Source organism: Bauldia sp., from assembly GCF_965232525.1.
Taxonomy (GTDB): Bacteria; Pseudomonadota; Alphaproteobacteria; order Rhizobiales; family Kaistiaceae; genus Bauldia.
Window position 1 is genome coordinate 2,425,708 of record NZ_OZ246980.1, and the last position, 23,718, is coordinate 2,449,425.

Annotated in this window: 16 protein-coding genes; 13 read left to right on the forward strand and 3 right to left on the reverse strand. The window is 61.6% G+C overall.

Annotated elements, in window-relative coordinates; genetic code table 11:
- Positions 1 to 195 precede the first annotated feature (195 nt).
- From ACO076_RS11510 to ACO076_RS11525, 4 genes are all read left to right on the forward strand, one after another.
- Entirely contained in the window at positions 196 to 2,505 is a 2,310-nt protein-coding gene (locus ACO076_RS11510; RefSeq protein WP_421722973.1) for a xanthine dehydrogenase family protein molybdopterin-binding subunit, read from the forward strand.
- Positions 2,506 to 2,613: 108 nt separating this feature from the next.
- Entirely contained in the window at positions 2,614 to 3,585 is a 972-nt protein-coding gene (locus ACO076_RS11515; protein ID WP_421722974.1) for a DMT family transporter, read from the forward strand.
- A 101-nt stretch (positions 3,586 to 3,686) separates the two neighbouring features.
- A complete protein-coding gene (locus tag ACO076_RS11520) occupies positions 3,687 to 4,919 on the forward strand; it encodes an ABC transporter substrate-binding protein (RefSeq protein WP_421722975.1) in 1,233 nt (410 codons plus the stop codon).
- Positions 4,920 to 4,973: 54 nt separating this feature from the next.
- Positions 4,974 to 7,844 (forward strand): adenylate/guanylate cyclase domain-containing protein, encoded by a 2,871-nt coding sequence (locus ACO076_RS11525; RefSeq protein ID WP_421722976.1) that lies wholly within the window; start codon positions 4,974 to 4,976, stop codon positions 7,842 to 7,844.
- Positions 7,845 to 7,869: 25 nt separating this feature from the next.
- On the opposite strand, the gene ACO076_RS11530 is transcribed toward ACO076_RS11525, so the two are convergent.
- Complete coding sequence (locus ACO076_RS11530; RefSeq protein WP_421722977.1) at positions 7,870 to 8,721, reverse strand: fumarylacetoacetate hydrolase family protein; 852 nt, start codon at positions 8,719 to 8,721, stop codon at positions 7,870 to 7,872.
- A gap of 278 nt (positions 8,722 to 8,999) precedes the next feature.
- Between ACO076_RS11530 and ACO076_RS11535 the strand changes: the two genes are divergently transcribed.
- The 4 genes from ACO076_RS11535 to ACO076_RS11550 all read left to right on the forward strand — a co-directional run bounded on the left by ACO076_RS11535 (position 9,000) and on the right by ACO076_RS11550 (position 12,608).
- A complete protein-coding gene (locus tag ACO076_RS11535; protein WP_421722978.1) occupies positions 9,000 to 9,596 on the forward strand; it encodes a LysE family translocator in 597 nt (198 codons plus the stop codon).
- A gap of 151 nt (positions 9,597 to 9,747) precedes the next feature.
- The gene (locus ACO076_RS11540) at positions 9,748 to 10,563 is read left to right on the forward strand and encodes a UDP-2,3-diacylglucosamine diphosphatase (RefSeq protein ID WP_421722979.1); all 816 of its coding nucleotides are present in this window, start codon (positions 9,748 to 9,750) and stop codon (positions 10,561 to 10,563) included.
- Complete coding sequence (locus ACO076_RS11545; RefSeq protein ID WP_421722980.1) at positions 10,560 to 11,606, forward strand: glycosyltransferase family 4 protein; 1,047 nt, start codon at positions 10,560 to 10,562, stop codon at positions 11,604 to 11,606. The genes ACO076_RS11540 and ACO076_RS11545 overlap by 4 nt, the downstream gene beginning before the upstream one ends.
- Before the next feature lie 39 nt (positions 11,607 to 11,645).
- On the forward strand, positions 11,646 to 12,608 hold the full coding sequence (locus ACO076_RS11550; protein WP_421722981.1) for a threonine ammonia-lyase: 963 nt from the start codon (positions 11,646 to 11,648) through the stop codon (positions 12,606 to 12,608).
- Positions 12,609 to 12,619: 11 nt separating this feature from the next.
- Here the strand turns inward: ACO076_RS11550 and dgcA are convergent, their stop codons facing one another.
- Positions 12,620 to 13,603 carry an N-acetyl-D-Glu racemase DgcA gene (dgcA, locus tag ACO076_RS11555; RefSeq protein ID WP_421722982.1) on the reverse strand — a complete coding sequence of 328 codons (984 nt, stop codon included), beginning with the start codon at positions 13,601 to 13,603 and terminating at the stop codon, positions 12,620 to 12,622.
- 117 nt (positions 13,604 to 13,720) lie between these two features.
- Between dgcA and ACO076_RS11560 the strand changes: the two genes are divergently transcribed.
- The 4 genes from ACO076_RS11560 to ACO076_RS11575 all read left to right on the forward strand — a co-directional run bounded on the left by ACO076_RS11560 (position 13,721) and on the right by ACO076_RS11575 (position 17,760).
- Positions 13,721 to 14,866: an ABC transporter permease gene (locus ACO076_RS11560; protein WP_421722983.1), complete on the forward strand. Its 1,146-nt coding sequence runs from the start codon at positions 13,721 to 13,723 to the stop codon at positions 14,864 to 14,866.
- Positions 14,867 to 14,868: 2 nt separating this feature from the next.
- Entirely contained in the window at positions 14,869 to 15,672 is an 804-nt protein-coding gene (locus ACO076_RS11565; protein WP_421722984.1) for an ABC transporter ATP-binding protein, read from the forward strand.
- Positions 15,673 to 15,686: 14 nt separating this feature from the next.
- Complete coding sequence (locus tag ACO076_RS11570) at positions 15,687 to 17,105, forward strand: MlaD family protein (protein ID WP_421722985.1); 1,419 nt, start codon at positions 15,687 to 15,689, stop codon at positions 17,103 to 17,105.
- Positions 17,106 to 17,199: 94 nt separating this feature from the next.
- Positions 17,200 to 17,760, forward strand: a complete 561-nt coding sequence (locus ACO076_RS11575) for an ABC-type transport auxiliary lipoprotein family protein (RefSeq protein ID WP_421722986.1) — start codon at positions 17,200 to 17,202, stop codon at positions 17,758 to 17,760.
- A 66-nt stretch (positions 17,761 to 17,826) separates the two neighbouring features.
- On the opposite strand, the gene ACO076_RS11580 is transcribed toward ACO076_RS11575, so the two are convergent.
- A complete protein-coding gene (locus tag ACO076_RS11580; protein ID WP_421722987.1) occupies positions 17,827 to 22,125 on the reverse strand; it encodes a hypothetical protein in 4,299 nt (1,432 codons plus the stop codon).
- Between the two features lie 1,210 nt (positions 22,126 to 23,335).
- Between ACO076_RS11580 and ACO076_RS11585 the strand changes: the two genes are divergently transcribed.
- The gene (locus ACO076_RS11585) at positions 23,336 to 23,656 is read left to right on the forward strand and encodes a 2Fe-2S iron-sulfur cluster-binding protein (RefSeq protein ID WP_421722988.1); all 321 of its coding nucleotides are present in this window, start codon (positions 23,336 to 23,338) and stop codon (positions 23,654 to 23,656) included.
- Positions 23,657 to 23,718: the final 62 nt, after the last annotated feature.

Consider the following 23,718-nt stretch of genomic DNA (forward strand, 5'->3'; position numbering starts at 1 on the left):
TTCCTTGCTGTCTTTCTAGCGGGTTACTAACCCAGGTGCTCAACCGGGGCAAAATCAGGCTGCGGAGCGTCCGTTCGGTTTGAGTTGCGTTCGGCGAGGCTATCTGGTCGGATATGTCGGTCGACCGGTGTTCTTCACCCGGCCGGCTCCGTCGACACTGCAAAGTATGGGGCGGCCCGCGGGCCGATGCGAGCGATGAACCTGAGTGCACCGCCGAAATACGGGATGGGCGCGCGCGCCCGCCGCACCGAGGACAGAGCGCTGCTGATCGGCGCTGGTCAGTTCACCGACGATATCGTGCCGGATGGGGTGCTCCATGCCGTCGTTCTGCGGTCGGCGATGGCACACGCGCGGATCACGCTCGGGGACCTCGCGGAGGTGCGGGCGATGCCGGGTGTCCGACTGGTTATGACCAGCGATGATCTTGACGGCATCGGCGGGCTGCCCTGCAAAGGCAAGATTCGCCAGATCGATGGCACCCACCCCAAGATGCCGCATCACCCGCTGCTGAACGGCGATGTGGTTCGGCACGTTGGTGATCCTATCGCGTTCATTGTGGCCGACACGGTGGAGCAGGCGAAGACCGCCGCGGAGGCGATCGAAGTCGACTACGATGCACTTCCGGCGGTTGTCGATATGCACAGGGCGCTGGAAGGCGGTTCGCCACAGGTATGGCCCGACTTCGACAGCAATGTCGCTTTCACTTGCGCGCGCGGAGGCAAGGGCGCTACCGACGCGGCGATGCTACGCGCCGCGAAGATCTCGCGGATCGAGATTGTCAATAACCGCCTGGTCGCCAACTACATGGAACCCCGCGGCGTCATCGCGGAGTACGATCCCGAAGCCGACCGCTACACAATCACGCTTGGCACCCAGGGCGGCCACGGCATGCGGGACCGCATTGCCAAGGACATCCTGAAAATCCCGTCGAACAAAGTGCGCGTGATCACGCCCGATGTCGGCGGTGGATTCGGGACCAAGGCGTTTTGCTATCACGAGTACCCCTTGGCCGCGATTGCGGCCAAACGGCTGGAGGCACCGGTGAAATGGATCGGCGACCGGAGCGAACACTTCCTGGTCGATACGCACGGTCGCGACAATTTCGCCGTCGCCGAGATGGCGATGGATGAGGAGGGTCACTTCCTCGCGATGCGGGTCGATCTGCTCGCCAATATGGGCGCCTACCTGTCCCAGTTCGGGCCGTTCATCCCCGAAGGCGGACTGACGATGCTGACCGGCGTTTACGACATCCCGCACATGTATGCTCTCTGCCGCGGCATTTATACCAACACGGTCCCAGTTGACGCCTATCGCGGCGCCGGTCGTCCCGAGGCCGCGTATCTGATCGAACGGTTGGTCGATCAGTGCGGTCGCGACACGGGGCTCGGACCCGTCGAGATTCGCCGGCGGAATTTCATCAAGCCGGAAGCGTTGCCCTACGAGACGCAAGGCGGGCGTATCTTCGATACGGGTGAGTTCGATGGACACCTGACGAAGGCTCTGTCGCTTGCTGATTGGGACGGCTTCGACGACCGTGTCGCCAAAGCAAAGCAAGACGGGAAGCTCCGCGGTTTCGGCATCGGTACCTATGTCGAGGCCTGCGCGTTTCCGGGCACCGAGGAGGCGACACTCCGTCTCGAGGAGGACGGCACGGTGACGCTGTTCATCGGCACTCAAACCAATGGACAGGGCCACGCCACCGCCTACGCGCAGTTCATCGTCGGTCAGCTCGGCCTCGAATACGACAAGATCAAGCTGGTCCAGGGCGATACCGACCAGGTCGCGAACGGCGATGGAACGGGTGGGTCGCGATCGGTGCCCCTCGGCGCCGTCTCGGTGCACAACGCGGCCGTGAAACTCGCGGCACAGGTCAAAGCAATAGCCGCCGTGCCGCTGGAGGCCTCCGTTGAGGAGCTCGACCTTGCCGACGGAATGATCAGGGTGACTGGCACGAACCGCGGCATGTCGTTGGCCGAACTTGCCAAATCAGCGCCCGATCCGAGCAAGCTCACCGCCTTCGACGACGAGTTCGAACAACCCGAACCAACTTATCCGAACGGTAGCCATATCGCCGAGGTCGAGATCGATCCCGAGACCGGCGTGACGACCATCGTCGGCTATTGGATCGTTGACGACTTCGGGGCAACGGTGAACCCAATGCTGCTCGAAGGGCAGGTTCACGGCGGAATCGTTCAGGGAATCGGCCAAGCGCTCTACGAGCACACGGTCTACGATTCGGAGGGACAGCTCCTGTCCGCGTCGTTCCTAGACTACACCATGCCACGCGCGGACGGCATTCCCGACTTCGTTTTCGAGACCCGAAACGTCCCATCGAAGACTAACGCCTTCGGCATCAAGGGCGCCGGCGAGGCCGGATCGATCGGTTCGTGTCCGGCGGTGATGAACGCGATCGCCGATGCGTTGAACCGGGGCTATGGCATTACCGCCATCGACATGCCGGCGACGCCTGAGAAGGTCTGGACCGCCATTCAAAACGGGCTCTGAGCCAGGCGCGGTTTACCCTAGGGCAGGCGCGACCGCCGCCCCCGACGTGCACAGTCGCGTTAATGCGGACCGCGTCCCTCGCGTTGGACTTGCGGGCGATCGTCGGGCGTGGTCAAATCACTCTCATTCATGACCCCGCCAGAGCACGCGCAACCGCTCGTCGGTATTGCGCTCAAGGTCGCTTCGACGCTTGCGTTCACCGCGATGGCCACGCTGATCAAGCTGGCCAGCGCGCGCTATCCTATCGGCGAACTGGTCTTCTTCCGTAGCTTCTTCGCACTGATACCAGTGTTCATTTGGGTGATCTGGCGGGGGCAGTGGCCATCGGTCTTCCACACGAAGATATTTCCGCGCCACGTCATGCGATCGATTACCGGTGGCGCGACAATGTTCTTGGGATTCACCGCGCTTTCGCTCCTTCCGATCGCCGATGCCACGGCTATCGGCTACGCGGCGCCGCTGCTGACCGTGATCCTGGCGGTGATTTTCCTCGGCGAAAAGGTACGCGTCTACCGCTGGTCCGCGGTCGTCGTCGGCTTGATCGGCGTGATGGTTATCGTGTCCGACTATGTCGGACCACAGGCCGAACCAGGGGCCACTGAACGCAGCGCCGTCGGAGCGATTGTGGCGATCTCGGCGGCGTTCTTGGCGGCGGCAACATCAACTCAGGTGCGGGCGATCGTTCACAACGAGAGCGCGGGCACCATCGTGGTCTATTTCTCGTTGTTCACGTCTTTCTTTGGCCTCGTAACCTTGCCATTCGGTTGGCTGGTACCAGACCCGATCGACCTCCTGTTTATGGTGGCTGCCGGGATCTTTGGCGGACTCGGACAGGTGCTTCTGACCCAGAGTTTTCGCTACGGCGGCGCCGGTATGATCGCGCCGTTCGACTATACGTCGATGATATGGGCGTTGATTGTCAGCTGGCTGGTGTTTGCCACGTGGCCGACGGACAGAATGCTGATCGGAACCGCGATCGTGATCGGCGCCGGATTGTTTGTGATCTTTCGCGAAAGACGCCTCGGTATCGAGCGATCGCGCTCCAAGCGTGCACAGACGCCGACGACACCTCTCAACTGAGCCTGTGATCGAGGTTATTGCCGATTCTGTTGCATTGGATCACACTCCTGACGCGTATTATGAATGCGTCGGTCTGCAATCGAAGGGGCAGGGAACGGCCGGTGACCGTGGTTTTCGAAGCGTTGCGTTCACAGGTGGTCAGATGCGGCCAGATCCGCGCAGCCGCCCTGTGCGGCGCTCTCGCTGTGTTCGTGGCCGGGTCCGAGGCCGCCATGGCGGAGCCCGGCGTCTATGCTGACCGCATCGTCTTTGGGCAGTCGGCCGCTTTCGACGGACCGGCCGCGTCTCTTGGTCTCTCGCTTCGTGCCGGAATCGTGGCAGCGTTTGACGAAGCCAACCGTAGCGGCGGCGTTCACGGTCGGCGGCTCGAACTGCTCTACTATGATGATGGCTACGAACCCGAGGAAGCGATCCTCAATACCCGGCGCCTGATCGAGGAAGACGACGTCTTCGCGCTGATCGGTGAGGTGGGTACGCCGACCTCTCGTGCTACCCAGCCTATCGCCGAAGAAATGGCCGTGCCTTTCATCGCGCCGTTCACCGGTGCGGGTTTCCTCCGTGACAATGCCCTGTCAACCGTGGTGAATGTCCGTGCATCCTACGATCAGGAGACGGAGGAACTCGTCCGCTATCTGACCCAGGACCTTGGGTTGCTGCGCATTGCCGTCCTTTTTCAGGATGACACGTTCGGCAGGGCGGGTCTGAACGGTGTTGTCGAGGCCCTCGAGCGGCGCGGGTTGGAGCCAGTCGCCGACTTCACATACATGCGCAACACGGTGGCCGTGAAGCGCGCTGTACTGGCTCTACGTCGCGCCGACCCTGAGGCTGTCATTATCATTGGTGCCTACAACCCAACCGCCGAGTTCATCCATGTGGCGACGGATGCCGGAATGCAGCCGGTGTTCGCCACCGTGTCATTTGTTGGAGCCAACGCGCTGGCGGCGGAGTTGGATCCGGTCGTTGCTACAGTGGTCGTTTCGCAGGTTGTCCCGCTCTATGGCGACAGCGATGACCCGCTATCGCGCTCGTTCCAGGACGCAATGGAGGCCCAGGTTGCCAACATGGAAGCGCGCCTTGGCTGGAAGGAAGCCGGCTTCGTCGGGCTCGAAGGCTATGTTGCCGGCCGGCTCGCCGTTGAGGCGCTCCGACAGATTGGCCCGGAGCCGACCCGCAGCGCCTTTCTGGATACGCTCTCCTCCGAAACATCCTTTGACATTGACGGTTTGGAGCTGACGTTTGGTCGCGACGACAACCAGGGCTCGGATGCTGTTTTCCTGACGGCGATCGCGTCCGACGGGAGCTTCGCCTATGTCGACACCGGTCTCTCCCAGTAGCCACGGTCAGTCCGTGCCCAAGGCAATCACCGGACAGGAGGGTTGTCGGAACAGATGACATCTTCCGATGACGGACAGACCCGCACCTTCGGCATAAAGGCGCGCCTCTCATTGGCCTTTGGCATCATGGCGGCGCTCACCGTGGCGGTTGGCGTGATTGCTTGGCTGGTTTTCGGCGAAGTCGAGCGCGCTGTGACTTCGATCACCGAGGGCACGGTACTCGAAATCACGCTGGCGCACGCAATCGCCGAGCGCACGGCGGAGATAACCGCCACTGCCCCCGCTATTGTCACCAGTCGATCTCAGGAGGAACGTCAGGAAGAACGGGCGCGGCTGGACAGCATTGGAGAGGCACTGACCAGTCTGATCGCTGAGTGGAGGGCCTTGGGGCTCGACGCCGATGCCGTCCAGGGGCTCGACACCGATGTTGAGAACATTCGTAGCGAGGTGGCCGCGGTCGATCGAGCAGTGGCGAACCGTATTGTTCAGGCGGCGCAGCGCGAGGCTAAGACGGCGGCACTGTCCGACACCCACACACGGTTTCTCGAGATCCTCGAACCCATGATCGACGATTCAGTTTTCGACATGGTGATCGGCAGCGAAGCCCGGAACGCCGAAGCCGGGGATTCCGTCAAGGCGGGCATCGAAGACGGCGCGGCTCGGCTGACGGCGTTGTTGTCCCTTAAGGCAGAGATCAACCGCGCAGCCGGTCTCATCCGCGAGTTCACCCATGACAACGGACCAGGAACCCAGACCAGTCTTGTCGCGGCCGCGACTTCGGTGTCGAGCGAAGCGCGGAGATTGGCCAATTCGGTAGCGGGTATCGAAGGCGCGGATGGGCTCCGCGAATCCGTCGAGAGGGTGCTCGACTTCGCTCCCGAACCGGGCGTGCAGGTCGACCTTCAGAGATTGGCTGTCGCGCAGCAATCGTTCCTGGACACTGTCGATGCGATGATTGATGCGGCCCAGGCAGCGCTAACCACGACGACTGAGGCCATCATCGCGGAACAAACCACAAGCATCAGCGAGTTGGTTGATGTTGGCGCAATGACCCTCAACGCGCTCCTCGTTTTGAGGGCCGAAGGGAACTTGGCGGCGGGTTTGCTGAACGAGGCGGCGAATGTGTCGGACATCGATCGCCTGAACCCGATCGCCGAGCGCTTCACGTCTTCAGCCGGTCAGATCGAAAGGTCACTTGCAGTGCTGTCAGGCGAGCGTGGGCTCGAGGACCTGCGCAGCACGGTGGGCGTCATTCTCCAACTCGGCAAAGGGCACGATAATCTCTTCACGATCCGCCGCTCGGAGCTCCTCGACATAGAGTCGGCGCAGGTGTCCCTTGACGCTGCGCGAGTCCAGTCGGACGAGTTCCATACGCATGTCGCGGAGCTGGTGGCGGTCGCGGAAGCGGACAGTGCCACGGTCGGGAGCGCGGCGGAAGACGTTGCGGCCGACGGGCGGTGGCTGATCGTCGTCGTCGCCATCGGAAGTCTTCTCGGCGCCGTGCTTGTGATGTACCTCTATGTCAGACCGGGGATCGTTCGACCGATCGAATCGATCACGAAATCGATGTCGGTGCTCGCCGATGGTGACACGTCCATTGAAATTCCTGGGCGCGACCGGAGTGACGAGCTCGGTCGCATGGCGGAGGCGCTCAGCGTCTTCCGCGACATCACCGTTCAGATCCAGAAGTCCAACCTGCGCGAGATCGAAGCAGCGCGAAGCCGCCTACAGGACGCGATCGAGAGCATCTCTGAGGCGTTTTCCCTCTACGACGCCGATGATCGGCTTGTTGTGTGCAACGAGATGTATGGCCGCCTCGTCCATCCGGAAATCCGCTCGGAGATCAAGCCCGGTATCACCTTCACCGAAATCCTTCGAAAGGCGTTGGCGAAGGGTTACATCGCCGAGGCGCAGGGCCGGGACGAGGAGTGGTTCCATGAAAGGATGGAGGCCCATCGGAATCCGGGCGAACCGAAGATCATGCAACGGACCGATGGAATCTGGATCATGGTCAGCGAGCGCGTCACGGCCGAAGGCGGCGTCGTCGCGGTCTATTCCGACATCACTGAGATGAAAGAACGCGAGACCGAACTCGCGGAAAAATCGCAGGCGCTTGAGCAGCTCTCCAACCAGCTCTCCAAGTACTTGTCGCCGCAGGTGTATCAGTCAATCTTCACCGGCGAGCAGGCGGCAGTGGTCGCCGGCAAACGAAAGAAGCTGACGGTTTTCTTCAGCGACCTCGTTGGCTTCACCGAGACCGCCGATCGTCTCGAATCGGAGGATCTCACCCAGATCCTCAATCACTACCTCACGGAGATGTCCAACATCGCGTTGGCGCATGGTGCGACGATCGACAAGTTCGTCGGCGACGCGATCATGATCTTCTTCGGCGATCCGGTGTCGCGTGGTCTTCAGGCGGACGCCGTGGCTTGCGTCAAGATGGCGATCGCCATGCAGAACCGGCTCGCCGAACTCGCCGACTCTTGGCGGGCGCTCGGCTTCACGCGACCGCTGCGCTGCCGAATCGGGATCACGACGGGGTTCTGCACCGTCGGCAACTTCGGCAGCGAAAACCGAATGGACTATACGATCATCGGTGGACCCGTGAACCTTGCGTCGAGGCTAGAAGGTGCCGCGGAGCCCGGATCGATCCTGGTATCCGGAGAGACGTACGAGTTGATCAAGGACCAGATCGCTTGCGAGGAGCAGGGGACCATATCGGTCAAAGGCATTGCTTACCCGGTGTCGACTTTCCGGGTGATCGATACGCTCGACAACATCATAGAGAAAGCCGGCCGGATTGCTGAGCATCGCGGCAAGATCAGCGTCGATGCCGATCTCGCCGCGATGTCGGAACAGGAGCGTCAGGAGGCCGCCGGCTTGCTTCGCAAGATCCTCGCCGAGATAGGGGATGAGAAGCGGTAGCCCCGTCGGCGTTATCGCGGCAAGTTTACGGCTTGTATTTGACGACTTTCTGGACCTGTTCACCGAGGCCCTCGATGCCGAGGCGGACGGTTTCGCCGCCTTTGAGGTACTTCGGTTTCGGCTTCAGTCCCATGCCAACGCCGGGTGGCGTGCCGGTCGTGATGACATCGCCCGCCTCAAGCAACATGAAACGGCTGAGATAGCTCACTAGGTGCGGCACCCCGAAGATCATCGTTCGGGTATTGCCGTTCTGCATCCGCTTGCCGTTGACCTCGAGGAACATGTCGAGGTTTTGCGGGTCTTTCACTTCGTCCCGCGTCACGAGCCAAGGGCCAAGCGGGCCGAAGGTGGGCGAGCCCTTGCCCTTCATCCATGTCCCGCCCCGTTCGAGTTGATGCTCGCGTTCGGAGACGTCATGACAAACCGCGTAGCCGGCGACGTGCGACATCGCTTTCTTTTCGTCGATCATATAGCCGCCGCGGCCGATGATTACCGCGAGCTCGACTTCCCAGTCGGTCTTCTTCGACCGATGCGGGATCACCACATCGTCGTTCGGCCCAACGATGCAGCTCGGCGCTTTGCTGAAGATGATTGGCTCCTCCGGGATCGGCGAGTTCGTCTCCTTAGCGTGGTCGACGTAGTTGAGGCCGATCGCGATGAAGTGTCGTACTTTGCCGACGCAGGCGCCGATCCGGGAGCGGGACGAGACTTTCGGCAGAGTCTCCGGATCGATTTTCCGGGCTTTGGCAATAGCGCCGGCGGCGAGGGTCTCCGGCGTGATGTCGTCGATGACCCCGCTCAGGTCCCGGGCGACGCCCTGCTTGTCGAGGATGCCGGGTTTCTCGCGGCCCTTGGGGCCGAAACGGAGCAGTTTCATCGGCTGTTGTTCTCCTAAGTCTTGTGACGCTGTTCAGCGGCGCGGTTGAGTGGATGGCGGTATCGACCCGGCTCACAACGCGCGCTGTTAAGATGTGATGTTCCGCCACCCGGTGAGATGAGGGGTTTTCGGTCGCCTCCGCGACGGGTGATCGACTAACCTTTTTGGCTCTCTTGCTCAAGGTGTTACGCCGAAAACGCTTCGTCTCGCTTGGCGAATCTAACAAGCCCTGGCGCGACGACAAAAAGGTCAGTATTATTTACCTAAAGATATACACCATGCGACCTGAAACGCTCCTACCCCTTTTCGGCTTCGTCGTCGCGGCGACGGTGACGCCCGGACCGAACAACTTCATGGTGCTCGTGTCCGGCGCCAACTGGGGACTGGCGCGCACGCTTCAGCACATCATCGGTATTGCCCTCGGCTTTCCGCTGATGATCGCAGCGGTCGGGTTGGGTCTGGATTCAGTGTTCGAGACTTATCCCCTAGTCCATGACATCCTGAAATATGTCGCGTTTGCGTATCTGCTTTTCCTGGCGTGGCGGATCGCTCAGGCCGGCCGACCAGAATCGCGAATGGTACGATCTCGGCCAATGACCATGTTCGAAGCCATGGCCTTCCAATGGGTCAATCCAAAGGCCTGGGCTTTGATATTTGGGGCAACAACCTTGTTCACCACGCCGGGTGGCGATCCGGTCCTGCAGGTCGGCATCATCGCGCTCGCCTTCGGTCTGGTTTGTCTGCCCAACGGAGTTGTCTGGTGCCTGTTCGGGACGGCGATCGCTCGCCTGCTCGCCGACGACCGTCGCCGCCAGGTCTTCAACATCGCAATGGCCGTCCTGCTGATCGCTTCGGTCCTGCCGACCTTGATTTGATTGGTCGATCAGCGTTTGACGCCTAACCGGTCGATGGGAGCGCGCGATCACACGGCTGGGCTTTCGATCGACCAGGGCCACAACCGTCACAGAACTGTCTTTCGAATCAGGTAGATGCGAGCAATCATTCACGAAGAAGCGGTGCGCTTCGGTGATCGTGACCACCCCTCAGCCGCGACATTTCCGGACCCTGTTCCTCTCGGATGTCCATCTGGGATGCCGGGGTTGCCAAGCGACCTTGCTGCTCGATTTTCTGCGCTACCACGATGCGGAGACCGTCTTTCTCGTGGGCGACATCGTTGACGGTTGGCGGCTCAAGAAAAGCTGGCACTGGCCGCAAGAGCACAACGACGTCGTTCAAAAGCTGCTTCGGAAAGGGCGCAAGGGGTCTCGGATCGTCTACGTGCCTGGCAACCACGACGAGTTCCTGCGCAGTTATGTCGGTACCCATTTCGGCGGCGTGGAAGTTGCCGACTCCGCTATCCACGAACTGGCGAACGGTGACAAGCTGCTGGTCATCCACGGGGATCAGTTCGACGTCGTTGTCCGACACGCCCAGTGGCTCGCGCATTTCGGTGCCGGCGCGTACACCGCCGTGCTCGGTGTCAACACACTCTTCAATCGCCTCCGTCGGCGGCTAGGGCTACCTTACTGGTCGCTGTCCGCTTGGCTGAAGCTGCGCGTCAAGAACGCCGTGAACTACATCGGCGCGTTTGAAGATGCGTTGGCCGCCGAGGCGAAACGTGTTGGAGCAGACGGTGTTGTGTGTGGGCACATCCACCATGCCCACATCGACGAGTCTGGGGGCTTTCGCTACGTCAACACCGGCGATTGGGTCGAGAGCTGCACAGCCGTTGCGGAACATCATGACGGGCGTCTCGAGATCATCCGGTGGACCGAGCTTGCCGAGCGGCCCTCCGAATACACCGAGGTCGACGAAGACCGGGTGATTGAGGCGGCCGAGTGAAGTTACTGCTCGCTACCGACGCGTGGCGGCCGCAGGTCAACGGCGTTGTACGAACCTTGGAGCGCGTCAGCACTGAGCTCCAACGGTTCGGGGTCGATGTGGCGATGCTGACGCCTGACCTGTTCAGGACGATACCGGCGCCGACCTATCCAGAGATTCGTTTGGCCATAACCACGCCCGGGAAAATCGGTGCGATGGCCGCCGCCGCCAAGCCGGATGCAATTCACATCGCAACGGAAGGACCCATTGGCTTCGGCGTCCGTCGTTGGTGTCTTCGCAATCGACGCAAATTCACGACATCGTTCCACACACGGTTCCCGGAGTACGTCGCAGCTCGTTGGCCGATTTCCCCAAAGCTCAGCTATGCCGTCCTGCGCTGGTTTCACAACGCCGGTAATGGCTGCATGGTCGCTACCCGATCATTGGAAAACGACCTGAGAAGTCGCGGCTTCGAGCGGCTTCTACCTTGGTCGCGTGGAGTTGATGCAGAGCTGTTCCGTCCGCGTCCGAATGCGCGGACGGACGAGGTGCCGCGGCCGGTGTTCCTTTTTGTCGGCCGTGTCGCCGTTGAGAAAAACATCAGGGCGTTTCTGGATCTTGACCTCCCCGGTTCGAAGATGGTGGTGGGTGACGGACCGGCGTCGGTCGAACTGAAGCGCGATTACCCGGATGCACGGTTCCCCGGAGTGCTGACTGGCGAGCCGCTCGCCGAGGCTTACGCCAACGCCGACGTCTTTGTTTTCCCCAGCCGAACCGATACCTACGGCATCGTCTTGCTCGAGGCGCTGGCGTCGGGTCTGCCGGTTGCCGCCTATCCGGTTGCTGGACCGCTTGATGTTGTCGGCGGTACGGACGTTGGCGTGCTTGACGACGATCTTCGCCAGGCGGCCCTGTCTGCTCTGGATATCCCGGCGGAACGTTGCCGCGAATTCGCACTGAAGCATAGCTGGCCGGCCTGCGCACGACAGTTCCTCGACAATCTGGTGTCGGCCCAGGACCTCTCAGTCGAAACCAGAGCTCTTGCGATGGCTGATGGCCGCTGATAAGCGGCGGCGATGCCGACGAAATGCGCCATTCCGACGATGACTGACATTCGGGCCGCTGAGGGACGTTTGAATGGCCTTGCCGCTCGAACCCCGTTGATCGAGAGCGCTGTTCTCAATGCGCGCGTGGGTGGTCGAGTCTTGTTGAAGTGCGAAAATCTGCAGCGCACCGGATCGTTCAAGTTTCGAGGCGCGTACAACGCCTTGGCATCGCTCAGTGAGGAGGAGCGAAAGCGTGGTGTTGTGGCTGTTTCCTCCGGCAACCACGCTCAAGGCGTTGCGGAAGCGGCGCGTCTTTTGGGCATTCAGGCAACGATCGTCATGCCGTCCGACGCGCCTACTGCAAAGCGCGGCAACACGGAGAGGAGTGGAGCGCGGGTCGTTGAGTATGACCGTGCGACAGAACATCGCGAGACGATCGCAGATGAAATCGTCGATCGGACTGGGGCGGTCTTGATCCATCCCTTTGATAATCTGCAGGTCATCGCGGGGCAGGGCACGGTGGGCTTGGAGATCGTCGACCAGGTCGAAACCCTTGACGTATCCCCGGATATGATTGTCACGCCGTGTGGGGGCGGTGGTCTTTCAGCCGGCGTCGGGCTTGCTGTTCGCTCCGCGTTTCCCGAATGCACCGTGGTTCTGGTTGAACCGGAGGCCTTCGATGATTACGGCCGCTCGCTCACGGCCGGCCGTCGCCTGGACAACCTGCGATCGACGGGCTCGGTCTGCGATGCCCTGATGGCCCAAGCGCCGGGTGAGATCAGCTTTGAGATCAACCGCGAGCACGGCGCTCAAGCGGTCGCCGTCAGCGATCGGGATGCCTTCGAAGCTGTTGCCCTTGCGGCGCGCGAACTGAAGCTGATCGTTGAACCGGGCGGTGCCGTCGCGCTCGCCGCGCTGCTTGCTGGCAGAGTCGATTGCCGGGAGAAGATCGTTGTCGTAATCCTGTCCGGCGGCAACGTCGACGATCAGGTGCTCTCCCGGGCACTGTCGGCGTGGTAGGTGTTGCCCGGCTATCCCCACAACGATGATTCGGGCGGATAGACCGTGCCGCCCTCGTAGAACAGCCCAGGACTCCGATCCTCGGCGAGGAGGAGCGGGCCGTCGAGATCGACAAAGTCGGCGGCTTGTGCGGCAAGCATTGCCGGTGCCATGGCAAGCGATGTGCCCACCATGCATCCGACCATGACCCCAAAACCTATCGATTTCGCCGCGATGACTGCCTCGAGCGCTTCGGTCAACCCGCCGGTCTTGTCGAGTTTGACGTTGACCGCATCGTAGCGTGATCGAAGCGAGGTGAGATCGGCGACGGTGTGGAAGCTCTCGTCCGCACATATCGGTACAAAATGATCGACCGTTTCCAGCGCGGTATCTTCGCTCGCCGGTAGCGGTTGTTCGATGAGAACAACGCCGGCCGCCTTGCAGGCTGCGATGTTCGCAATCAGCGTATCGTCACGCCAGCCCTCGTTGGCATCCACGATGAGGCGCGCGTCCGGCACCGCCGCTCTGACCGCGGCGATTCGTTCCGCGTCGCCCGATGCGCCGAGCTTGACCTTCAGGACCGGCCGGTCGCTGGCTGCACGAGCGGCTTCCGCCATTGCCTCCGGCGTGCCGAGACTTAGGGTGAAAGCCGTCTCCAGCGGTCTCATCGGCGAAAGGCCGGCGATTTCGGATGCAGATCGGCCGGACTGTTTCGCCTCGAAGTCCCAAAGCGCACAGTCCAAAGCGTTCCGGGCTGCTCCGGCTGGCATTACCCGCCTGAGCGCGTCTCGGTTAATCCCGTTAGCGATATGCGGCTTCATCGCGAGGATACCGGCGACTACGCCCTCCGGCGTCTCCCCGTAGCGGGCGTAAGGCACAGCTTCCCCTCGACCGATGGCGTTTTGGCCGCCTATCTGCGCCACGACAACAGTTGCCTCGGTCTTGGCGCCACGGGCAATCGTGAATGAGCCGGCGATCGGCCACCGCTCGATGGAAACCTCAAGGCTTGAGACCATTGGTCGCTCGTCGATACTCGGCTTGCCGCGCGGCGGCTTCGCGGGCACACTCCGCGCGGATTTTCGGGTCGGTCGCTACTGCGTTCGGGCCGGCCAAGGCGAAGCAGACTGCGGCGAATGGCAGATATTGGCACGGTTTCGCAAGCGACGCTCGATCTGCAGACGGTCGACGGCGAAACGCGAATCGTTGCGGGCGGGCCGTGGATCATCGCCACGGTTTCCGGCATTGAGCCGCAGATCGCGCGCGCCATTCGGGCTGCAACCGGAACCGTTGCCATCGATCTCTCAGCGGTGCAGCGGATCGACACGTCCGGTGCATGGTTGATCCGGCGCCTAGAGGCGGAGCTTCAACAAAAGGGCATTGCGGTCACACTGGCCGGTGCCTCGGAAAACGCTGTCCGATTGCTCGCCGCGGTCGAGCGCGGTCAGGACTTTGGTGCGGAAGCGCCGCGCCGACGCCCGATGTTCCTCGAACTACTCGAGCGCCTGGGTCAGTCAACAGCCAGCGCCGGTCACGACTTCGTCCAGGCCATGGCGATCCTTGGCGGTGTGGTCGGTGGCTTGATCCGCGGCGCGACCCGGCCGTCGCGTCTGAGGTTCACGTCGATCATCTACCACCTCGATCGCACCGGTCTGCAGGCCGTTCCCATCATTGCCCTGATCTCGTTCCTCATCGGCGGGATCGTCGCGCAGCAGGGCGTGTTTCAGCTCAGCTTCTTCGGCGCCGAAGATTTCGTCGTCGATCTTGTCGGCATTCTCGTTCTTCGCGAGCTTGGGGTTCTCCTGACCGCGATCCTGCTGGCTGGGCGGTCTGGCAGTGCCTATACCGCCGAAATCGGCTCCATGAAAATGCGAGAGGAACTCGACGCGCTCAAAGTGATCGGGCTCGACCCGATCGAAGTGCTGATCATGCCGCGGATCGTTGCGCTGGTGATCGCGCTGCCGCTGCTCACATTCGTCGCCGATATGTCCGGGCTGATCGGTGGAGCGTTTGTCGCGTTCGTCTACGGCGACATGCCCTTCGAACGCTTCATTCTCTTGCTTCGCGACGCGGTGGATATGAGCACGCTGATGGTTGGCCTGATCAAGGCGCCGTTCATGGGGCTTATTGTCGGGCTCATCGCGGCGAACGAGGGTCTGAATGTTCAGGGCAGCTCCGAGTCTCTTGGCCGTCAGACCACGGCCTCGGTTGTTAAGTCTATCTTCATGGTGATCGTTGCTGATGGCATCTTCGCGATCTTCTTTGCAGCGATCGACTACTGAGCATGGATGAGACCGCGGCAGTTGCGAACGGGAATGCCGGGTTTGACTCCGATCATGTGGTCATCCGCGTTCGCGGCCTGACGTCGGGATTCGGCGACACAAACGTCCTCGAGGACCTCGATCTTGATGCCTACAGGGGCGAGATTCTCGGCGTTGTGGGCGCGTCGGGGACCGGCAAGACGGTTCTGTTGCGCACGATCCTTGGCCTGATACCCAAGCGTGCGGGCACCATCGAAATTCTGGGTGTCGATCTGGAGCGGGCCACCCTCGACCAGCGTGAGGCTGTGGATCGTCGACTTGGTGTGCTGTTCCAGCAGGGTGCCTTGTTCTCGTCTCTGACCGTGTTGCAGAACGTTCAGGTTCCGATGCGCGAACATCTGCGCCTGCCGCAGAGCCTGATGGACGAACTGGCGCTGCTCAAGATCGAACTCGTTGGGCTTCCAGCTGATGCTGCCATGAAGTTCCCATCCGAGCTGTCCGGTGGGATGATCAAGCGGGCCGGGCTTGCCCGGGCGCTGGCGCTTGATCCGGATATTCTCTTCCTCGACGAACCGACATCGGGCCTCGATCCGATCAGCGCAGCAGATTTCGACGAACTGATCCGAACCCTCAGCGATACTTTGGGGCTGACCGTGTTCATGGTAACCCACGATCTCGATAGCCTGCACACGATCTGCGATCGCATCGCCGTGCTCGCTGACAAGCACGTCCTTATCGAGGGCGCATTCTCGGATATGCTGCAATTCGATCATCCATGGGTGCGCGCGTATTTCCGGGGACCACGCGCCCGCGGGATCAACGACTGAGGATCGGAGCCCGGATGGAAACCCGCGCACGTTATGCCGTAATCGGAGCATTCACGCTTGTCGTGATTGCTCTGGCGTTCGGCTTCGTCTACTGGCTGAAACGACTGGACGAGACGGGCATCCGCTCGACAGTCAACTTCGAGTTCACCGGCAGCGTTGGCGGTCTGGCTCCCGGCGGCGCCGTATTCTTCGCCGGAATCAAGGTCGGAACCGTAACATCACTGGCGTTCGACCAAGCCGATCCCAACAAGGTCTTCGTTACGGCCGAGGTGCGGCAGGACACACCGATCAAAGTCGATTCCAACGCGGAGGTTGGCTCGAATCTTCTCACCGGGGTCGCGTTCATCGACATCAAAGGCGGATCGCCAGATGCAGTCAGCGTCTTCGACGAAGACCCGCCAATCTTGGTTGGCAGCCCGTCGGCGATCGCCGATGTGATCGGCGCGGCCAGCACGACCATCGTCAAGATCGAGGAGATCGTTACCCGCATCGACGATTTCCTGAAAGTCAACGAAACGGCCATCACCGGCACGGCTCGGAACGTAGAGGCATTCACCGCCGCGCTCGCCGACAACACTGACGGGATCCAGGACTTTCTCGCCAATGTCGGCGAGATGTCGGACACGGTAGCGGGTCTTTCGGAGCGGCTGACAAGCGTTGTCAGCAAAGCGGACGACATCATCACCGCCGTCGATCCCGATCACGTTGCCTCTATCGTGGAGAACGCGGATCGTCTTGTCGCAGGCATCGCCAGTTCGACCGACGACATCGAGGGCATCACGGGACGGGTGAGGGAGGTGGCTGACGACCTCGTGGTCTTCTCCGAGGGCCTGAACGAGACGCTTGGTGACGTGCGAGCCGTGGTCGATGAGGTTAACGCTGAGCAGGTGAACGTTGCCATCAACAACATCAGCGAGTTCACCGATGCGTTGAAGCAGGCGGCGCCGAACCTTGATGGTCTGGTCGCCGACGCACGTGCGACCGTCGCAAGCGCCAAAGAGATAGCGGCGAACGCGGATGAATTCGCCGCGAGCCTCAACGCCCGTACCGAGGACGTGAACACGATCATCGCCAATGCAAAAGACCTGTCGGAGCGTCTCAAGGGGACTTCGGAGAAGCTCGACGCGGTCCTCGAGCGGGCCAACACCTTCCTGGGCGATTCGGGCGGCGAGGGGCAAAACTTCTTCCAGGAAGCTTCGGCTGCCGCCAAATCGATCCGCCAGATCGCGGAAACCTTTGATTTACGTGCGGATGAGATTTTCGGAGGGGTTGCCGATTTCTCTGGTCGTGGGCTGTCGGATGTTTCTTCGCTGGTCAACGAATTGCGCGCATCAATCGCGCGAATCGATCGTGCCATTGTCGATTTGTCGCGGGATCCCTCCGCGGCGCTCTTTGGTGGAAATTCGTCGGTGCGCGAGTACAATCGCCGCTGATTTGGGTTCGGCGCGGCGGCGCCTGTTCAAGGGGGCGTGGTTGGCATTCCGGGCACGATCGAAGGGGTGGACGCAGAGTCTGCCGTTGGTGGCCATGGCCGCTCTGCTCGGTGGATGCAGTCTTTTTCGCGGGCCACCGCCAGAGACGTTTGAGCTGTTCGGCCCGGACTCCATTCCACGACTCACGTCGGGGACAACTGCACAGATTCTCATCGCTGAGCCGAGCGCGCTCAAGACGCTCGACAGCGAGCGAATCGTCGTGGCGTCCGGATCGCGCCTGTCCTACTACCCGGACGCCCAATGGCCGGATCGGATGCCGAAGGTCTATCAGGCGAAGGCCATCGAAGCGTTCGAAAAATCGAAGCGTGCCAAGGCCGTGGGGCGGCCCGGCGAGGGGCTTTCAATCGACTACCAGATCCTCACCACTGTTCGCGCTTTCGAATTCCGACCGGAGGGCGATGGCGGGGGTTATGCCCATATCGAGGTTTCGGCAAAGATCATGGACGATCGCAACGGTCGCATCGTTGCCGTCAAGACGTTGACGGGTGGGGCGCCGGTTGTCGGTGATACTGCGGAATCTGTCGTTGCCGGCGTCGATGCGGCGCTGTCGGAGGTTCTGGTTGAACTTGTCCGGTGGACGCTGACCGTCATCTAGTCGGTGGGGCGAGGGCAAAAAAAGGGCGCCGTAGCGGCGCCCTTTTCCGTCTTCTGTGAGGAAGCCTCAGTCGAAGCGCCCGCTGGCGTGGGCGAGCAGCGTGTAGACCTTGCCGCCATCGGTCACCAGGTAAGCGTTGCCCGCTGTCCGATCGTTGTTGTTCTTGCGCACGACGTCGGCGATCGTCTTCTCGAAGTCCGCGACATAGCCATCCACAACCGTGCGGAACTTCTCGTCCCTTTGGTACCGCTTGCGGATATCGTCGAACGTCTGCTGACCCTGCAGCGTGTAAAGCCTGCGGGTAAACAGGTTCTGCTCGCCGCGCGCATGACGCGACCAGAGCTCAACGGCGGCGTCATGATCGATCGCTTTGACGATATCCGACACGAGCGCCGTGAGCGGCTGGCCGGCTTCGACCTTGGCTCGGCTTGCCGCCTTGGCACCATTCGAGGCTTTGGCGGCCGGCTGATCGTCGCGAGACGCACGTCGCAACAGATCCGACACCCAACCACCCTCGCCGCGTGCGGTCGATGCGGCGCTGGAGGCCTGTGGCGCATTCGACCGAACAGGTTGCGACGCGGCAGGGGGGTTGGCCGTCTGGCGAAGCTGCGACGGGGTAGCCGACGGATTGGCAGCGACCTGTGCCGTGGGCTGAGGCCGGGCCGGGGTATCTGCGTTCTGCCAGGTTTGCGCCGACCCGCCGCCACCCGCGGCGGCAACAGCGGGCGCCTCCACCCTGCGAAGCTGGGCCACCTGCGGCTCGCCCAGTGACGGGCTATACACGTCAAGCGATTTACCGTGCTTGGCGATGATCTCGGACAACTCCGCAAGCGCCTTGATCTGGTCGCCAACCACCCGACGCATAGCTTCTGCGCTTTCCCGTGCCTCTTCTGGAAGTTCCAGAACACCGCGCTTGAGTTCCGCCCTGGTCTGATCCAGCTCGCGTTGCACTTCATGCATTGCCGTGCGCATCTCGCCCGCGGCATCGCCGAATGCCTTGCTAGCTTCCGCGATCGTCTCGCTGATCTCGCCGACCATGGCCCGGTTTGCATCGCGGATTGCTTCCGAGGCCTTGTGGCCCTCGGCGCTTGCAGCACGCGTCATATTTTCGAAGCTTGAAACAACCCCCTTGGTGGCCGTGGAGGTGTTTTCGGTCAGCATGCGGCTCACGGCGGTCGCCCGTTCCTCCGCGGTCTTCAAGGTCTCGGCGATGATCCGCGTAAACGACCGCATGATGCCGTCGAGTTCCTCGCTGCGAGTCCGAAGGCCCGCTGTGAGGTTTTCGAGGGCAGGCCGACGCTCTTCGACCGTCGCTTCGATCTGGCGATTGACCTCGGTGAGGTGGCTCGTCGCCTCGGTCAGCGACTGGCTCTGCTCCTCGAAGCGCTTCACGACCCCCGCAACGCCATCGAGAATGTCGTGCGAAACCGCGCCGAGCTTCTCAACCTGGCTCCCCAGTTCGCCGGTGGAAAGCTGAGTTGTTTCAACCGCGTGTTCGATCGACTTGGCGAAGTCGGCTGAGCGGGCCTCAAGCGTTCCCTCGATCTTGCCGAGATTCTCTTCGGTGCCAGCCAGCAGCCCGGTGAGCATCTGATTGGATTTACTCAGCCGCTCGACGATTTCAGCGACGTTATTGCGCAGCTGCTCGTTGGTTGCGGCGAAGCTTTCGGTCACCTTCTCGCTGCTTGCAATCAGCGCCTGGGCGGCTTGATCACTCCGTGACATCATCGTCTCGATGATTTCGTTTCCGCGTTCATCGAGGGTGCGAACCAGCACGTTGCCCCGTTCGTCGAGCAGCGAAGCAAGTTCACCGCTCCGGGTGCCGAGCACATCATTGAACTCGCGCGTGCGAATTTCGATGGCTTCGGTGACGGTCGTTGCGCGCTCGCCGAGGGCATCTTCGACTTCGGTGACTGCCCGTGTCACGATCGTTGACGCCTCGTTTGCAGACGTCTGCAGTGAATTGACGACCGCGCCGGATTCGGTCACCAGACGCTCCGTCACGTCGTCCAACGCCAGGCGGATACCGTCGGCCGCCTGCTCAGTCTTGGTGGTCAGAGCGCCCGTGATAGCGTCGGCCCGATCGGACATCACCTCGGCGAGTTCGGTTGTCCGCTCGCCGAGTTGGCCTGTCACTTCGATAAGCCGACCGTCGATCAACGAGGCGAACTCGGTCTGACCGCTGGTGAACGTCTCCGCGATCTCCCGGGTGCGTTCGATCAAGGTTTGGTTGATCTGACGCGAACGATGATCGAGCGCTTCCGAAATGCGATGAGAACTGCTCTCCAAGGACTCCGACACGGTGTCGATCTTGCCCCGCAGTGCGTCGCCAAAGCCGGTGAGCCGGTTGGTCAGCGTGTTTTCCATCGCCTCCGCCTGGTCGCCGAGGGACGAAACGAGGGCAGGGCCCTGCTCGTCGATCAGCGAGCTGATGCGCTGGAAGCGAAGATCGAGCCCGTCGCCAAGCTCTCGGCTATTCGCGGCAATGACTTCCTCGAAGCGATTTCCAGTCGTCTGAATCTTTTCGAAGATGTCGCCACCACGATTCTCGATCGCGTCGGCAACCTCGGTTCCGGAGTTGATGATCTTCTCGTGGATCGATACGCCACGCGACTCGATCGCATTTGCCACGTCTCGTCCCGAAGCGAGGATCTTCTGGTGGATCGATACGCCACGCGACTCGATGGCGTCGCCGACGTGCTGGGTCGATTCGACAATTGAATCGTAGATCGCCGTGCCGCGGCCCTCGATCGTTTCGGTGATCTCACGGCTGGAAGACAGAATACGATCGTGGATCGAGGCCCCGCGGGTTTCGATCTCAGTCGCGATCTGGCCACCGGATTCGACGATCCTCTGATGCAATGTGTTGCCTTGCTCGGTGATGCGATCGGCAAGGCGCGAGCCGGAATCGACGATCCGTTCGTGGATCGCGCCAGCACGCGAGGCCACTGTTTCGGCAATCTCGTTTCCGGAGGCAATGATCGTTTCGTTGATCTTCATGCCCCGCACGGCGATCGCCTTGGCGACTTCGCCACCCACCGAGGCGAGGCGCTGGGTCAGCTCGGCGCTTCGCTCATCGAACGTCTCGTAGACGGCAGTCGATGCCGAATCGATAGTTTCGCGCAGTGCATTCGTTCGGCTTTCGAGCAGATTGGCCATCGCTTCGCCGGTCGAGGCGAGGCGATCGTTGAGCTCGGTACCGTTTACCGATATCGCTTCGAAGATCCGGTCGCCGGTACGGGACAGCCGATCGGCCAGTTCGCCGCCGCGGATGGTGATCGTCTCGGCGATCTGCGTGCCGGTTTCATCAAGTTTGTCGTTGATCTCCTGTCCGCGCAGCGCCAGGTCGACGAGGAGCGAGTCGGAGTTACTCTTCAGGGCCTCGTTGACCTCCTTGACGTGCGTCGAGATGGTTTCGGCAGCGAGGTTGCCGGTCTCGGAGATCGAGACAGTGATCTCCTCGGTGCGTCGGTCGAAGCTCTCCGCCAGATCGCTGCCGACGCGGGCAAGCATGTCGTTCACTTCCGTGCCGCGCTCGGCGATGGTTTCAGCCATCGCCTGACCGGTGGTCTGCAGCGTGTCGTTGATATCCGCGCTGCGGCCGAGCAATGCGTCGGTCACTTCGGTACCGGTTGCCGCCAGGGACTCCGCGACATCGCTCACCGTGTCGGCGAGACGGGTGACGAGATCTTCGCCCCGACCGGCAAGCTGATCGACCATCGCTTCGCCGGAGGAGGCGAGGGCGCCGGTGATTTGGTCGCCGCGTTCGGTCAGCGCGATAGTTATGCGGTTGCCGGCTTCTGTGACGTTTTCCGCGATGGATTCGCTGGCAAGACGAAGGTCCTTGGACAGTGACTCCTGGGCGCTGACAATCGATGTCCGCACCCGCTCGGAGTTAATGACGATCGCCTCGCGCTGCCCGGCCAGATCGTCGATCAGAGCGCGCATACGGGTTTCGTTGTCCGAGTACGAGCGCTCCAGCGCCGATACCTCGTTGTGAACGAGGAGTTCGAGTTCGCTGGCGCGGGCGATCGCGCGTTCGATCCCGTCGCCCACGGCTGCGACTTCGCGCCGAATAGCCTGGGTCACGCTGACCACGGCATCGGTGGCCATACTCTCCGGTTCGACCAACTTAGTGGCTACGTCGTTGATTTGCCGGGAGACGATCCGCATCTCCTGAGACCGCCACATCATCGTGGCGAGCATCCAGATGAGGACAATCGGGATCAGCAAACTCAGAACGAAAACCAGGAATTCTTGTGATCCAATGACGTTTTCGCCCGCGAACAGGTCGCCGGAGAGACCAAATCCAAGCACGATGACTGCCCAGATCACCGAAAGGGTCATCGCCGTCGGATAGATCATCCGAGAAGGGCGTCGCGGGAAGGCAGCGCCACCAGGCTGCCGCCGGTCGTCGTTGGCGGCGAAACGGGCACGGGACCGCTGATCGGCTGCGCGCGGACGGGCGGGTTTCGGCTGTTCGAGGGCCGGAGTCTGGGGCGGTTGCGTTTGCTGACGACGCCGAGGCGGTTCCTGCCGCGCCTCCTCGACCGGCCGGCGCGGTTCTTCGCGCGCTTGAGATTCAGCGCGGCGCGGCGGAGCCGGAAGCCGCGGTCCTTCGACCCGTCTTGCTTCGCCGCGACGCGGCTGGACCGGTCCTTCTGGCGCGCGGGGCTCGGGCGGCCGCCGTACCGGTCGGCGGTCAGGTTCTTCCTTCTTGCCGCTGTAGTCGATCTTCAACGCCTCCTCAACGGCCGACAATGCGGCATCGTTGGGAGTTTTGGCCCTCGGTTTTGTTGCCATGGTCTGTTCGCCTCGCGTCCGTACTCAATACGATGTCGGCCGCTATGCCGAGCATCCTGAGGCCCGGCCAGCGCAGGTACACTCCGAGGGAAAGATGACGCGTCGTTGATTGTGCGCGACTTCACGCTCCCCCGGCGCAGCACAGCATCCGCGCGTCAGACCGGTCGCCCGGTCCAAGGCCTCAACTCTTTTGCCGCTAACCCATTCTAATGGCACATTGATGGCAGAGGAACAAGAAACTGGGCACCCTTCGACAGCTTGCGCTCCGGTTTAGCCTTCTGTCGGAACGCATTTGTTCTGTTAACGAATTAGGCGTGCCGCGTCCTGCCGGAAACAGGGATTGAGAATTGTGCCCGCGTTTTCCGCAATCCACCATCCGGTGCCGTCAGGATGGCTCTGCTTTGTCTAACGCTCGGAAAACTAAAAAGAAACCCCGCCCTCTCCCTGGCCGCCGGAGTCCGATCATAGTGGCGACACGCCGATACGATGGCCTTCTGCCGAACAGAGGGTTTCGTCGCCCATTTGGGCAAGAGTATTAAAATCGCAGTCGCTTGACGCCGAGAACCGGCGTTAACCATCTATTAAGAATGTTTTGTGCGTTGCTTCACTTCCTCCGACTTGGTTACCGAAGCCGGAATGGTTGATCACGGCCGCGAAACCGCCGTCGCCGTCCTCCGTAGCGATCGGGCTGGCGGGCTCTGTGGAAATCGCCTATATGCCGCCGGGTCCGTAGCGGCCCCCAGCCGAACCCTCCCCAAAAAAGTCCGATGAGATGGCGAAGATCACCTACATTGCTGCCGAAGGCGAACGGTACGAAGTCGAAGCAGAAAATGGTTCGACCGTCATGGAAAATGCCATTCGCAATGGGGTTCCGGGCATAGAGGCCGAGTGTGGCGGCGCCTGCGCTTGTGCCACTTGTCATGTCTACGTTGATGAGGCTTTCAAGCCGATCGTCGGTGAGCCGGAGCCGATGGAAGAAGACATGCTGGACTTCGCTTACGAAGTCCGACCGACGTCGCGGTTGTCGTGTCAAATCCGGGTCAGCGACGAACTTGACGGCTTGATCGTTACGGTTCCTGAGCGACAGGGCTAAAACCAGCCCGTCCTTCTGGCCCTGGTGGCGCTTTTTGCTCGCGTTTGCCGATCACCGACAAC

Excerpts from the sequence above, each read along its gene's own strand:
- ACO076_RS11510 (WP_421722973.1), top strand. The coding sequence starts at position 196 with ATGAACCTGAGTGCACCGCCGAAATACGGGATGGGCGCGCGCGCCCGC.
- ACO076_RS11525 (WP_421722976.1), top strand. The coding sequence starts at position 4,974 with ATGACATCTTCCGATGACGGACAGACCCGCACCTTCGGCATAAAGGCG.
- ACO076_RS11530 (WP_421722977.1), bottom strand. The coding sequence starts at position 8,721 with ATGAAACTGCTCCGTTTCGGCCCCAAGGGCCGCGAGAAACCCGGCATC.
- ACO076_RS11535 (WP_421722978.1), top strand. The coding sequence starts at position 9,000 with ATGCGACCTGAAACGCTCCTACCCCTTTTCGGCTTCGTCGTCGCGGCG.
- ACO076_RS11550 (WP_421722981.1), top strand. The coding sequence starts at position 11,646 with ATGACTGACATTCGGGCCGCTGAGGGACGTTTGAATGGCCTTGCCGCT.
- dgcA (WP_421722982.1), bottom strand. The coding sequence starts at position 13,603 with ATGGTCTCAAGCCTTGAGGTTTCCATCGAGCGGTGGCCGATCGCCGGC.
- ACO076_RS11560 (WP_421722983.1), top strand. The coding sequence starts at position 13,721 with ATGGCAGATATTGGCACGGTTTCGCAAGCGACGCTCGATCTGCAGACG.
- ACO076_RS11565 (WP_421722984.1), top strand. The coding sequence starts at position 14,869 with ATGGATGAGACCGCGGCAGTTGCGAACGGGAATGCCGGGTTTGACTCC.
- ACO076_RS11570 (WP_421722985.1), top strand. The coding sequence starts at position 15,687 with ATGGAAACCCGCGCACGTTATGCCGTAATCGGAGCATTCACGCTTGTC.
- ACO076_RS11575 (WP_421722986.1), top strand. The coding sequence starts at position 17,200 with ATGGCCGCTCTGCTCGGTGGATGCAGTCTTTTTCGCGGGCCACCGCCA.
- ACO076_RS11580 (WP_421722987.1), bottom strand. The coding sequence starts at position 22,125 with ATGATCTATCCGACGGCGATGACCCTTTCGGTGATCTGGGCAGTCATC.
- ACO076_RS11585 (WP_421722988.1), top strand. The coding sequence starts at position 23,336 with ATGGCGAAGATCACCTACATTGCTGCCGAAGGCGAACGGTACGAAGTC.